The organism is Aeromonas sp. FDAARGOS 1417, assembly GCF_019046985.1.
GTDB lineage: Bacteria > Pseudomonadota > Gammaproteobacteria > Enterobacterales > Aeromonadaceae > Aeromonas > Aeromonas veronii.
Genome location: NZ_CP077221.1, coordinates 240,847 through 254,118 on the forward strand (window position 1 = coordinate 240,847; position 13,272 = coordinate 254,118).

General features: G+C 57.8%; 12 protein-coding genes. 9 read left to right on the forward strand and 3 right to left on the reverse strand.

All coding sequences use genetic code 11. From position 1 onward, the window contains the following. The first annotated feature begins 44 nt into the window (after positions 1 to 44). The 3 genes from I6L47_RS01055 to ltaE all read left to right on the forward strand — a co-directional run bounded on the left by I6L47_RS01055 (position 45) and on the right by ltaE (position 2,373). Positions 45 to 452: a helix-turn-helix transcriptional regulator gene (locus I6L47_RS01055; RefSeq protein ID WP_216948448.1), complete on the forward strand. Its 408-nt coding sequence runs from the start codon at positions 45 to 47 to the stop codon at positions 450 to 452. A gap of 87 nt (positions 453 to 539) precedes the next feature. After that, the gene (locus I6L47_RS01060) at positions 540 to 1,241 is read left to right on the forward strand and encodes a short-chain dehydrogenase (RefSeq protein WP_075115894.1); all 702 of its coding nucleotides are present in this window, start codon (positions 540 to 542) and stop codon (positions 1,239 to 1,241) included. 112 nt (positions 1,242 to 1,353) lie between these two features. Next, positions 1,354 to 2,373: a low-specificity L-threonine aldolase gene (gene ltaE, locus I6L47_RS01065; RefSeq protein WP_110303214.1), complete on the forward strand. Its 1,020-nt coding sequence runs from the start codon at positions 1,354 to 1,356 to the stop codon at positions 2,371 to 2,373. An 89-nt stretch (positions 2,374 to 2,462) separates the two neighbouring features. Here the strand turns inward: ltaE and I6L47_RS01070 are convergent, their stop codons facing one another. From I6L47_RS01070 to I6L47_RS01080, 3 genes are read right to left on the reverse strand one after another with little or no spacing between them, the layout of a single operon-like run. Continuing rightward, positions 2,463 to 2,894, reverse strand: coding sequence for a PAS domain-containing protein (locus tag I6L47_RS01070; RefSeq protein WP_005337175.1), 432 nt, complete (start codon positions 2,892 to 2,894; stop codon positions 2,463 to 2,465). An 8-nt stretch (positions 2,895 to 2,902) separates the two neighbouring features. Continuing rightward, positions 2,903 to 3,925, reverse strand: a complete 1,023-nt coding sequence (locus I6L47_RS01075; protein WP_111901339.1) for a response regulator — start codon at positions 3,923 to 3,925, stop codon at positions 2,903 to 2,905. Between the two features lie 54 nt (positions 3,926 to 3,979). Then, the gene (locus tag I6L47_RS01080; RefSeq protein ID WP_005337171.1) at positions 3,980 to 4,918 is read right to left on the reverse strand and encodes a LysR family transcriptional regulator; all 939 of its coding nucleotides are present in this window, start codon (positions 4,916 to 4,918) and stop codon (positions 3,980 to 3,982) included. Positions 4,919 to 5,779: 861 nt separating this feature from the next. On the opposite strand from I6L47_RS01080, the gene I6L47_RS01085 reads away from it, so the two are divergent. The 6 genes from I6L47_RS01085 (at position 5,780) to I6L47_RS01110 (ending at position 13,142) form a co-directional block, all read left to right on the forward strand. Then, positions 5,780 to 7,732 (forward strand): bifunctional diguanylate cyclase/phosphodiesterase, encoded by a 1,953-nt coding sequence (locus I6L47_RS01085; protein WP_013723827.1) that lies wholly within the window; start codon positions 5,780 to 5,782, stop codon positions 7,730 to 7,732. A 143-nt stretch (positions 7,733 to 7,875) separates the two neighbouring features. Further along, positions 7,876 to 9,441: an AbgT family transporter gene (locus I6L47_RS01090; protein WP_042055621.1), complete on the forward strand. Its 1,566-nt coding sequence runs from the start codon at positions 7,876 to 7,878 to the stop codon at positions 9,439 to 9,441. Between the two features lie 71 nt (positions 9,442 to 9,512). Further along, positions 9,513 to 10,238 (forward strand): oxygen-insensitive NADPH nitroreductase, encoded by a 726-nt coding sequence (gene nfsA, locus I6L47_RS01095; protein WP_216948449.1) that lies wholly within the window; start codon positions 9,513 to 9,515, stop codon positions 10,236 to 10,238. 191 nt (positions 10,239 to 10,429) lie between these two features. Then, on the forward strand, positions 10,430 to 11,194 hold the full coding sequence (locus I6L47_RS01100; RefSeq protein WP_005337161.1) for a hypothetical protein: 765 nt from the start codon (positions 10,430 to 10,432) through the stop codon (positions 11,192 to 11,194). Continuing rightward, positions 11,188 to 11,742: a VOC family protein gene (locus tag I6L47_RS01105; RefSeq protein ID WP_216948450.1), complete on the forward strand. Its 555-nt coding sequence runs from the start codon at positions 11,188 to 11,190 to the stop codon at positions 11,740 to 11,742. The genes I6L47_RS01100 and I6L47_RS01105 overlap by 7 nt, the downstream gene beginning before the upstream one ends. Before the next feature lie 180 nt (positions 11,743 to 11,922). Further along, positions 11,923 to 13,142 (forward strand): IS3 family transposase gene (locus I6L47_RS01110; RefSeq protein ID WP_216947557.1). Its coding sequence is split into 2 segments (ribosomal slippage): positions 11,923 to 12,271 and positions 12,271 to 13,142, totalling 1,221 coding nucleotides; the frame shifts between segments, so codons are not numbered across the junction. Positions 13,143 to 13,272 lie beyond the last annotated feature (130 nt).

The window sequence follows — 13,272 nt, forward strand, 5'->3', positions numbered from 1 at the left end:
GATTCGAACTTTGGTTCTGATCGCAGAGTAGGAGAGAGAGTTGGATGGAAGGATTTGCCGAGCGCTTGCAGAGCCTGATCGGGGAGATGAGCGTGAGCGCGTTTGCCCGCAAGGTGGGGCTCAGTGAAGCGCTGATCCGCAAATATCTGAAGGGAGCCGAGCCTGGCCTGGCGCGGGCCAACCAGATCGCCATGGGGGCCAACTGCTCGCTGGAGTGGCTGGCAACAGGCTGCGGTTATCTCTACCGTCAGGCGGAAGTGGTGGACAGGGAGGCGCTGGCAGCGGCGCAGCAACTGCTGGATGAGCAGCAACCCGGGGTGGGGCTGCCCGATGAGGAGGCGCTGGTCACCCTGCTCGCCTACTACCAGTTTTTGCGCACCCATAAGAAAGCGGACGGTTTTCTCGACTTGGCGCTGGCGCGGGAGTTTGGCCGCCATCTGGGGGAAGCGTGATGAGGGGCATATTACCCTTTGGTCGTGTCACGGCCGGTTGATTATTCTGATACGCTCTAAGCAAGATAACTCTCCATGGAATGGGCGATGAGCTACTTGATCCTCGGAAGTGGTGCGCTGGGCTCGGCGCTGGCAAGAGAGCTGATGGCAAGGGGGGAGTCCTTCCTGCTTGCCGGGCGTACCTATCCAAAAGGGATCGAGATGGGGGCTTTCTTCCCGCTGCAAGAGGTGGACGCCATCTCGTTCGACGCCCTGTTTACCCTCTACGACACCGATCCGCTTCCCACTGTGGTGATCAACACCATCGGCCTGTTGCACGATGTCAGCTTTATGCCAGAGCGGCGGGTCGAAGAGGTGCACCCCAAGTGGCTGTGCGACAGTTTGCTGGCCAATGCCTGGCCAACGCTGGCGCTGGCTGCCCGTTTCAGTCGGTTGATGGGCAATGACCATCCGCTGTGGCTCTGTGCCATCTCCGATCTGGCGGGCTCCATCACCGCCAATCTGGAGGGGGGACGTTACAGCTACCGGATGAGCAAGGCGGCCCTCGACATGGGGGTGAAAACGCTGGCCCTCGAGTGGGCGCAACGTTTCCCGCAAGCGGGGGTGGTGGCGGTGGCGCCCGGCTTGATGGACTCCCCGATGAACACCCCCTTTCTGAGCGAGTTGCCTGCGGAGCAATTGCAGGAGCCTGCCGAGGTGGCGGTGAAACTGCTCAATCTCATCAAGGGGTTATCGTTGACCCAATCGGGTCAGCTACTGGATCTCAACGGTCAGCCGCTGCCCTGGTAAATCCCGCCTACGGGTTCTATGGACGTCTATTGGCTTCACATTCTGCTCATGCGCCCCTTGCCAAGCGAGGGGCGCATGGCTAACGTCACTCTCCTGTTTCAGGAGGGATCTCATGCGCTATATCGATTTACGAAGTGACACCGTCACCCAGCCTACTGACGCCATGCGTCAAGCCATGCTCCACGCCGAAGTCGGTGACGATGTCTATGGTGAAGATCCGGGCGTCAACGCGCTGGAGGCCTTTGGGGCCAGATTGCTGGGCAAACAGGCGGCGCTGTTTGTGCCGTCCGGCACCATGTCCAATCTGTTGGCGGTGATGAGCCACTGTCAGCGCGGTGAGGGGGCCATCCTCGGCAACGCCGCTCACATCTATCGCTATGAAGCGCAGGGGAGTGCCGTGCTGGGCTCCGTAGCCCTGCAACCCTTGCCGATGCAGCGCGATGGCACACTGGCATTCGATGATATCAAGGCTGCGCTGGCCCCTGATGATGCCCACTTCGTCCAGACTCGCCTGATCTGCCTTGAGAACACCCACAACGGCAAGGTGCTGCCGCTCTCCTATCTGCAGGAGATGGGGGCATTTGTTGCTGAACGTGGCTTGAAGCTCCATCTCGATGGCGCACGGCTTTTTAACGCCGCCGTGGCCAGCGAGACCCCGGTCGAGGTGATCGCCGCTCCATTTGATAGCATCTCGATTTGTCTCTCCAAGGGGTTGGGCGCACCGGTGGGCTCGCTGCTGGTGGGCCGCCACGATTTCATCGCCCGTGCGCGCCGCCTGCGCAAGATGCTGGGAGGTGGCATGCGTCAGGCGGGGATTCTGGCGCAAGCCGGTCTGTTTGCCCTCGAGCAGCATGTGACCCGCCTGGCCGATGATCACCGCCGTGCCAAACGGCTGGCCGAAGGGTTGGCTGCACTGCCGGGCATCGAGCTCGACCTCTCGCTGGTGCAGAGCAACATGGTGTTCCTGCGGCTGCATGAGGGGGAATCGGCCCCTCTGCTCGCTTTTATGAAGGAGCGGGGGATCCTCTTCTCCGGTTACGGCGAGCTGCGGCTGGTGACCCATCTGCAAATCAACGATGACGATATTGAAGAGGTGATCGACGCTTTCACCGAGTATCTCGGAGTGCGTTGAGACGGCTGGTCAGGTAGAGGTTATACCAAGACCTGTTCATACCTAAATAACAGAGGGCGCTGCGGTGCCCTCTGTTATTTGCAGCAAGCTCAAGCCTGACGCTGGCCACTCATCAGCATGGCCTCATCGGTGGCATCGTAGATCATCACAGCGATGTGGGTCACCTGACCGCCGAAATCGGCCAGTGGCACTAGCGTCAGGTTCTGGAACATATGGGGGGCCGAGCCGGTAATGGGGCGGTAGTTGGAGAAACGCAGCAGATAGGGTTTCTGCTCCCAGGTGCTGAAGGCGCGGTTGTTGAGCTTGAAGACCATGTTGGCCTTGCGCTCGAACCAGGCTCTGTCCACATCAGGGAAGAGCTCGAACAGTACGCCATCGCGCACGTCACTGGCCAGTCGGCCGCTGTGGCTCTCCATAAAGCCGTTCCACACCTGTACCTTGTACTCCTTGTCGAGCACTACCAGGCCTACGTCCAGGTTCTGGACTATGTTCATCAACCAATGAAATTCACGGATTTCCATAGTCACTCCTAGAGCATGTGCATGATTTTGTTGTTCATGGTGGCGATGGAATCTTCGGTAAACAGCAGCAGCAGATCACACTGCACCGCGTAATCCTGGATCCGGTAGTTGATCTCGATGGCGAGTGTGCGGCGCCAGCGACTCTTGTTGGTGTTGATCAGCTCGTTGATGGGTCTGTGCTGGCCGAGCACCACCGGGTGCCCCTGACTGAAGGGGGTGTCGAGCTGGTTGGCGTAGCCGCGCAGGAAGGCGCCGATCAGCACGTTGGCGGTATCCATCAACAGCTCCAGTTCGGCGGTGCGATCCAGCGTCCCCTGATGGTTCATCAGCTTGGCCAAATCTTTGAAGCTGGAGTCATGGAACAGGATCAGCGCTTCACCGGCGATCCCCGCTCCGATAAACCCCTGACAGACGGCGGAGAGGGTATCTGAATCCGCAGCGGCCGAGAGGGCCATATGCAACTCTGATACTTCCAGCACGTTGACGTTGGGGATAGGTAGTACCACGAAGGCGTTGAGCAGACGAGCCAGCAAGTCGGCTGCCTGACCCATGGAGACGTTGGCCAGCTCCTGATAGACATCGCGGATTTCGGGGGTGATCTTGACGCCTGCATCGGCTACTACACCGCTTGTCAGCTGCTCGGGGGCGCTTGGTTGACCGCTCGGGGCGGCGCTCCAGAAATCATGCTTTTTGAGCAGGGCGAGCAGGGTTTCTGGGGCCGCGGGTTTCTTGATGAAATCGAGCGCCCCCAGCCCCATGACCCGTTGATAGGCCTCTGGCTGGATATCCCCGGAGACCACGATCACCTTGTTGCGCAAACCCTCCCGCTGGAGGGTCTCCAGCACGCCGTAACCGTCCATTTCCGGCATGGTCAGATCGAGGAAGATGAGATCGCCATGACCCATCAGCACCTGTTCGATCCCTTCGAGACCATTGGCTGCGTAGTGCAAATCGACTTTCCAGTCGGCCGGGAGCGCCCGCGCCAGCTGTTTGCGGGCGAACCCGGAGTCATCACATATCAATACATTCATGGCGTTAGGCAGGCTCTGTTGGCAAGGGATGCTATAAGTGTGGCCCGCTAACGGTCAGATGCAATGGGTGAGGCTATCACCTTGTGAAAATTGGTTGTCCCACTGCCGATTGCGATAGCGTGCTGAGTATTTTTCAACAAATTCAACGAACATCTTAACACGCAACGGAGCGAACTGGTGCTGGCAACACAACATGTAGAAGGGGCGATTGCCGGTTTGCCAGTCGGTCAGTACCGGCACCAGCTGCTCGTCATGGAGGAAGCTGCTCAGATAGTGCAGCGGGGCATTGACGATCCCCAGATGACGCCGGGCTGCACGTACCGCGGCCTGGGTCTGGTTGACGGTCAGTTTGGCGCTGCGTTTGATGCAGACGCTCTGGCCATCCTTGTCGGTCAGTTGCCAGTGCTGGTGAGGCCAGCAGTAGATGAGATCGTGCTCTTCCAGCTGGTTGGGGTGGGAGGGGGTGCCCTTTTTGGTCAAATAGAGTGGTGAGGCAAACAGGCCGTACTCGATATGGCCGAGACAGATCGCATTGGGCAGCGACTGGGGCAGCTCACCGTTGAAGAACACCAGATCCCGATCATTGTCGAACAGGTGCTGGTGATCATTGGTCTGGGTGATATCGAACTGTACCTCGGGATAGTGCAGCCCGAATTCGGCCAGCATATCGATTAGGATGGTGTTGGAGAGTGCGATCGGCGCAGCTATCCGGATAAGCCCGGTGATGTCGGCCTCTTGACCCTGGATCTCGCTGGTGGCCTGCTCGATTTGCGCGAGTGGCGTGCAGAGACGTTCGTAGTATCTGAGGCCATCATCGGTAAGGCGGAGTTTGCGGGTAGAGCGATGTAGCAGGGAGCAACCCAGTTGCTCTTCCAGCTGGGAAATGCGTCGACTGATGGTGCCTGTTGGCATGCCCAGTGCGGCTGCAGCGTGGGAGAATCCTCCCTCTTGCACCACCTTGACGAACAGGTAGAACTCTTCGATGTGCTTCATAAACGCTGTTCTGGGTGTAACAAGGGGGCAACCATAAAAAGAGCGTTCCGGGTTGGCAAGGGTAATTCAGCGTTTAATTGATCTGGATTCGATTTCTGTTGATACCAGTTATTCACCCGCCCGTCATCTCAGTTTCCCCGAGCTGGTGATTATTTCGGCACGATGTCAAATGGCGCTGCGGCAGAGATGTTTGCCATATTTCCTGATTTGTTCCGCTATAACCGCGGGAGAAGACCGATATTGCAATCTGATGGAAGGAATCTAGGTTGCTCTGCGTGCTCAGCCGGAGTGGTTTTCCATCCCCAGTCAATGTGATGCAGATCATATATTCGGGTTTTGCTCATTGCCTGTTGAAAAATGAATTTGGGGTATATCAATTCCGTCTTAGTGAACTATTTTTGTCCGTTTTGGCGTTTTTTTGGCTGTTTATCCATCCGCTTGGTTAATTAATGGAAGCTTTGTGACAGAGAGTGATGACTATTTCCACCATTGATTTAAATGTTAATAACAAATTTGTCGCAGCAAATATGCAATTGTTCTTTCAAGGTCTCGAGTGGATAGCTCTTAGTGCTTGTTTTTACTGGGGAAAAAAGTTAAAAATCGACTATATGATTTGCCTGGATTAACAGGGTCCTTGGCTGAGTCCTTTGTAGTATTGCCGTACAGGCCGCCCTGTTGTTGATATCTGAAATAGTTTTGTCCGCTCTTGGCTATGTGAAAAGGGATAATGGCCGAGAGGTGTTTGCACCTTGCATTCTGCAGCTAGCGGTTTGCCAGACCTGTTTTCCGGTTAACCAGTGACCATCCAGCATGAATGACCTTGACCAGATGAATACGCTTGACGAACGGTTACTGAAGACGATGGATGTTCTGCATACCCCGATCTGGGTTTATGACATCGAGCATCACCATATTTTCTGGGCAAACAGCGCCGCGCTCTCCGTGTGGGAGGCGACGTCTCTCGACGAACTCTGCTCCCGCGACTTCTCTGCCGATATGGCAACCGCCATCGATCTGCTGCTGCAGCGCTATCTGGGTGATTTTCAGCAGGGGCGCAGTTACAACGAGTGGTGGACCCTCTCCCCAAAGGGGGTCAAGAAGCAGATCTATCTGCGCCTCTCCGGTATTCAACTGGCTGGCCGGCTGATGATGATGACCGAAGCGGTGCTCGACTCCGATACCCTCTATCAGGAGTCCTCGCTGGCAACCGGCGATACCCTTGCCTGCCTGTTCGATAGCCATGGTGTGTTCGAGAGTGGTAACTATCACTTCGAAATGTGTTTCGGCCACCAGATCGCCAAGCTCTCCCAGGTTTTCTCCGGCAATGATGACAGCTTCTACCAGAAGCTCTCCCGTCTCGATGAAGTGGTGACCGAGGGGGAGTGCCGAACCCTCAAGGGGATGCGCTGGTTCCAGTATCAGTTCCGCTATATCCAGCAGGGGGCCCGCATTCTGCTCACCATGCGGGATATTACCGATCGCAAACTCGAAGAGCTGGAGCATCGCCACCTCGCCTGGCACGACTCCCTGACCGGCCTGCTCAATCGGTATGGCTTGATGAAATCCCTTGAGGCCTATTGCGGGCTGGGGGAGCGTTTCGCGCTGGTGTTCATGGATCTGGACAACTTCAAGCTGGTCAACGACAACTACGGCCACAAGGCGGGAGATCGCCTGCTGGAGCGGGTCGCCGGTCGCCTCAAACAGATTTGCCCGCGGGATGTGGAGCTGGCTCGCCTCGGTGGCGATGAATTCACAGCACTGGTGCCGCTGGGCAATCAGGGGGATCGGGCGCAAGAGGTGGCCGATCAGATGCTCTCCCAGATGACCAAGCCGCTGCAACTGAGCGGGCTGCCGGAGGTGACCATCGGCGGCAGTATCGGTATCGCCATCTATCCCGATGATGCGGATGACGGGGACAACCTCATCACCCGTGCCGACATGGCCATGTATCAGGCCAAGCAGATGGGGCGGCTGCGCTGGCAGCGTTTCACCCCCAGCATGCAGCAGACCCTGCAACGTAAGCTCAATCTCAAACAGTTTCTGGCCAAGGCCATCGGCCGCCAGGAGCTGAGCCTCTGTTACCAGCCGCAGGTCGATGCCGCCAAACGGCGTCTGATCGGTTACGAGGCGCTGCTGCGCTGGTACAACCCGGTGCTCGGCCATGTGTCGCCGGTGGAGTTTATCCCGCTGGCCGAAGAGATGGGGCTGATCCGCGAGATCGGCAGCTGGGTGCTCTCCACCGCGCTGGCACAGGTAGCCAGCTGGCAGAAGCGCTTCCATCAGCGGGTGCCTGTCTCCGTCAACCTCTCCGGTTTCCAGCTCTCGTCGGCGCTGCCCGGGCAAGTTCGCCAGCAGCTGGAGCTGCACGGGGTGGATGCCTCCCTGTTGACGCTGGAGCTGACCGAAACCGTGCTGATGCTCGATATGAAGGGGTGCCTCGGCATTCTCGACGATTTGAGCGAGCAGGGGATCAAGATTGCCATCGACGATTTCGGTACCGGCTACTCCTCGCTGGCTTATCTCAACCGGTTGCCGATCAACAACATCAAGCTGGATCGCTCCTTCGTGGTCGGCCTCAACTTGCCGGTGATCCGGGCGACTGCAGCCATGGCCACCAATCTGGGGTTGGGGATCATGGCGGAAGGGGTGGAGGAGCCTCACGAGCTGGCCGCACTGCAGACCCAGGGGTGCCATGTGTTCCAGGGATATCTGTTCAGCAAGCCGCTTACAGTGGCGCAAGTTGAGGCGAGCGGTTTTGTGGTGGAGTGCCAGGTCGGGCGTTATCCACTGCTAGATGCCGTGATGGCAGAGTAACAAGTGTGCGTTAGGCCACAACTTGGAATTTTATTCCGCAATATTTAATCAAAATTAATCATTCTTTTGCGATCGGTCATGAGACGGATTGGCTGGAATTGCTAGCATGCGACCTCGTTTCTAGGGAAAGGAGTATCGCAATAATGAGTCATGCTGCTGTCAATGACCGTCCGGCCAGCCCTCCCAAAGGTTGGCTGAACCGTTTCCTCAATGGCGTCGAGAAAGCCGGGAACAAATTACCCGACCCCGCCATGCTGTTCCTCTACGCCTTGCTGATCGTCTGGGTCGGCTCCTGGGTGTTGTCACAATTCCAGTTTGATCTGGTCAACCCCCGTACCGGGGAGGCGGTAGTGGTCAACAACCTGCTGACCGGTGCCGGTCTGGCCGAGTTTCTCTCCACCATGGTGACCACTTTCACCGGCTTTGCCCCGCTGGGCATCGTGCTGGTGGCCATGCTCGGGGTCGGGGTGGCCGAGCAGTCCGGTTTTATCAATACCGGTCTGAAAAAGTTGCTGAAAGTGACGCCTGCCCGTTTTCTCACCCCCATGCTGATCTTGGTTGCGATCGTCAGCCACACCGCCGCAGATGCGGGCTATGTGCTGGTGATCCCCATCGGTGGCATCATCTTCCACGCTGCCGGACGCCATCCGTTGGCGGGGATCGCCGCTGCCTTTGCCGGCGTTTCCGGCGGTTTTGCCGCCAACTTCCTGCCCTCCGGCGGGGATGCGCTGCTGCAGGGTTTTACCCAGTCCGCCGCTCAGTTGCTCGATCCTGACTACATGGTCAACACCCTGTGCAACATCATCTTTACCGGTGCCTCTTCGTTGCTGATCATCTGCGTCGGCTGGTTCGTCACCGAAAAGGTGGTGGAGCCGCGCCTCAAGCATGTGGCGCTCAACGAGGATCTGGAGAGTGCCGACGAGATGGGGCGCTACAGCGCGCAAGAGAGCCGGGCCTTCAACTGGGCCGGGTTTGCCATGCTGGCGGCTATCGTGCTGCTGGCGCTGGCGCTCTCCCCGAGCGATTCACCGCTGCGTGCTGCCGATGGCTCCCTGACCACCTTCGCCGCACCGGTGATGAAGTCCATAGTGCCGCTCATTTTCCTGCTCTTTATCCTGCCCGGGATTGTCTACGGCTTTGTCGCAGGCAGCTTCAAGAGTGGCAAGGATGTGATCGATGCCATGTCGGCCACCATGAACAAGATGGGCTCCTACATGGTGATGGCCTTCTTCTGCGCGCTCTTTATCAAGGCGTTTGGCGACTCCAATCTGGGCACCCTGCTGGCCCTCTCCGGTGCCGAAGTGCTTCATGCGCTGGCGCTGCCCGGTGAAGTGACCATCGTCGGGATGATCCTGCTCACCGCCAGCGTCAATCTGGTAGTTGGCTCGGCCTCCGCCAAGTGGGCGCTGATCAGCCCGATCCTGGTACCCATGTTGATGGCGGTGGGGATCTCCCCCGAGCTGACCCAGGCGGCCTATCGGGTAGGGGATTCCGCCTCCAACATCATCACCCCGCTGATGGTCTTCTTCCCGCTGGTGGTGGTCTATTGCCAGCAGTATGTGAAGAGCACCGGGATCGGTACTCTGGTCTCCATGATGCTGCCGTACTCGCTTGCCTTCCTGGTGAGCTGGACGATTTTCCTGCTGCTCTACTGGGCGCTCGGCTTCCCGCTCGGGTTGCAAGCCCCTTACGTCTATCCGGCCCCTTAAGCTGGGTGTGCGAGGGAGCCTTGGGCTCCCTCGTTTTTTTCGCTATGGTGTTACCTCATTTTGGAGGTGCCATGAATCAGACCATCGATCTTATCCTTTCCCATCGCTCCATTCGTCAGTTCACTGCCGAGCCGATCGCCCCGCAGCAGCTGGATGCCATTCTCGCCGCCGCCCAGTCCGCCTCAACCTCGAGCTTTTTGCAGGTGACCAGTATTGTGCGAGTCTGCGAGCACGAGGCGCGTCAGCAGTTGGCCATGCTGGCGGGCAATCAACCCTATGTGGTGCAGGCGGCCGAGTTTCTGGTGTTCTGCGCCGATTACCACCGCCACACCCAGATCGTGCCCGAGGCCCAGACCGGCTATGCGGAGCAGTTGCTGATCGGTGCCATCGACGGCGCCCTGATGGCGCAAAACGCCCTTCTGGCGGCCCAGTCGCTGGGGCTGGGCGGGGTCTATATCGGCGGCATTCGCAACCATCCGGCCGAGGTGAGCGAGCTGCTGGGCTTGCCCCATCAGGTGATCCCGCTGTTTGGCCTCTGCCTTGGTCATCCTGCCCAGCAGCCGGAGCAGAAACCCCGTCTGCCCAGGGGATTGGTGGTGCATCAGGAGCGCTACCAGCACGAGCTGGATCGCGACCTGCTGGCCCGGTACGATCAGCAGATCGCGGACTACTATCAGGCCCGCAGCAGCAATAACAAGCAGCAGACCTGGAGCGGACAGATCCGCGCCATTCTGGGCAAGGAGTCCCGCCCTTTCATGCTGGGATTCCTGCAATCGCGGGGCTTTAACCTCAAGTAATGGCGCTGATGGGCGATACTATGGGGAGGTGACCGTCATGGTCATCATCCCCTGATCCTGCAATCTCTCCCTGAGACCGGGGGCACAGCTTGGTGACAAATCGTGGGCAAGGGGGGATCTGCAGGCTACCTTAAGTGGGTAAGCTGTTGTAGGATCACGCAATTGGATAGGAACAGGGGTTTGGACATCCTATGATTTTAACTTTGGTATTGCTGTCTATTGGCGCACTCCTGTTTTTGGTTATCGCCTATAACGTGGTGCAGCAATATAAGCAGAAGGCAGAGGCGGACAAGCGTCACGCCGTTGCCAGACACAAGACGGTGGCTGACGAGACCGAAGAGGTGTTGCTGAACGTCAATCTGGTGCCTTTCTCCAAGAACATGGTGTTGCTGTTGCAGCACCGGATCCTCGATGCCTATCGCGCTATCGCCCAGGTGATGCCGAACAATCAGATCAAGCAGCGCATCGTCGATGTGCAGACCCAGATCAAGAATGTGCAGGAGAACTACAGCGTGCAGGATGAGGGGCAGTTCAAGACCCCGGAGTCCGATCGTCAGGCGATCCAGATGCTGCAGCTGGTCAAGAAGATGCGGGCCGTGCTGCGGGTCGAGCACAACAAGGGCAAGATTGACCCTCAGGGGTTTGCCCAGGAAGAGCGCCGCCTCGAGCTGATGCAGCTCAAGATCAACATCTCCAATCTGGTCAAGCGGGCGATGGATGCCCGCATTCAGGGCCAATATGGCACTTGCCGCCAGCTCTATACCAAGGGACTCTCTGCCATGGCGAGCGTGGGCGACAAGGATCCCTATCTGCTGGCCCGTGAAGAAGATATGCGTCAGGGGCTCAAGGAGCTTGAAGAGCTGCAGCAGCAAAATAGCGCGCAGGATCTGCAAAACATCAAGGACAAGGAAGCTGACGAGCTCGATGTCCTGTTTCAACCCAAGAAGAAATGGTAAGCATGTCCCACCCACTCGATTCCACACTGGGGCCAATGGCCCCATTTGTTTCTCAGCTGTTGGCCGAGCTGGCCGCCAGTGGCGTCACCATTTCCCGGCCAACGGTCGATCACCTCTGTTATCGGGCGGCAACCCTGCAGGAGTACTGCGCGCTATGTGCTGTGCTGACTGAGGCAGGTACCTTGCTTGTGGAGGGGATGATTGGCGGACGTCCCATCGCCACTTATCAGTTGCATCAGCCGCTGTTGGCTGGTGAGGTACAGGTACCCTGTATCGAGCTGGCTGCACCGAAACCGGGTCGCGTCCATCAGGCGGGGCTGGAACATATCGAGCTGGTGGTCACTTCACTGCAAGATCTGGTAGCGCGCTATCCCGAGTTGCCATTCAAAACTGGCAACATGCAGGATACCCGCAACCCCGATATTGGCCTGATGTTGCCCTCCGGCCAGATCAAGTTTCACCTGCGCCCGCTGGCTGAGGTGATCGCCGAAGAGGTGGCGACTGGTGCTGTGGTCGCGGTGCCTGCGGATTATTTCGATCAGGAGTGATCCTGCGCACAATGCTGAGCGGGCCTGACAGGCTCTTGAATAACGCAGCAAAAGGGGTCACCGGTGTGACTAATACCAGTCAGTTAAGCCTGAAAGGTATTATTTTTATTTGCTTTTTTCACACTATTGTCCCGTCCTGAATATGGTTTACACCTTTCCCCCCAATAAATGGAGAGCCCGATGGGACAAGGTGTGAAACGGACACAGCGCGATTACTCGCTGACTTTTAAACTGGCGCTGGTCGAGCAGATTGAAAAAGGCGAGCTCACCTACAAACAGGCTCAGGTGCGTTATGGCATTCAGGGCCGCTCCACCGTTCTGGTATGGTTGCGTAAACATGGTCGGCAAGATTGGAGCCAGGGGGCTTCTGTGCGTGCCGGCAGGAGTATCACCATGCCTGACCCCGACAACCAGACGCCCGAACAGCGCATCAAGGAGCTCGAGCAGCAGCTGGCGCTGATGAGCCAGAAGGCCCAGTTCTTTGAGGCCGTCGTCGATGTACTGAAGAATGACTACGGCGTCTCCATCGTAAAAAAGCGACCCAGCAAGTCCTCTCGCAGCGGCAAGTCGAGAGGCTGACCATTGTCAGGGCTTGCCTGTTTCTGGGGATAAGCCGGCAGGCTTACTACAAGCGCAATCGGGTCGCCGACGAGCGCCATGCACAAGGATTGCAGGTGGTGCGCTTCGTGCGTCAGGTTCGACTGCGACAACCTCGGGTCGGCACCCGCAAGCTGCATTATCTGCTGCAGGGTCAGGATGATGGCGGGCTCAAGGTAGGGCGTGACAGGCTGTTTCGGATATTGGCCGAGCACCGCTTGCTGGTGCAGCCTAAGCGGGCGTATCACAAGACCACCCACAGTTTTCACCGTTTCTACCGTCATCCCAACTTGCTCAAGGCGGGGCCAGAGCAGGTCACGCCGGTGGCCCCGGAGCAGGTCTGGGTCGCAGATATCACCTATCTGCCCGCCAGGAGCGGACCGCTGTACCTGAGCCTGGTGACGGATGTCTACTCACGCAAGATAGTGGGCCATCACGTGCACGAAGGGATGCATGCCAAGTCGGTTGCGATGGCGTTCAAGAAAGCGCTGAAGCAACGACGTGGCGGCGGTGAACTCATCCATCACTCGGACCGCGGCGTGCAGTATTGCTCGGGGCTGTATCAGTCATTACATGAACGGTACGGGGTGAAATGCTCGATGACGGATGGGTATGACTGTTACCAGAATGCGTTGGCGGAGCGGGTGAACGGGATTTTGAAAGGAGAGTTATTGTTGCAAAGCCCGCAGGATTTAACGCAAGCGCGGGAGATGGTGCGTGAGGCAGTGGATATTTACAACGCGGAGCGGCCGCATCATGCGTTAAAATACAGAACCCCCGATGCGGTACATCGGGGGTTCTGAGTAGAGAAATGCTAGTTGAAAATGTGTAAACCTATTTCAGGACTAGACATATGCCTCTGTGGCCTGGCCTTCACATCGCGGGTAACTTTGCTCCCTTCGTTCCGGTAACACAGATGCCTTGGGGATGGAG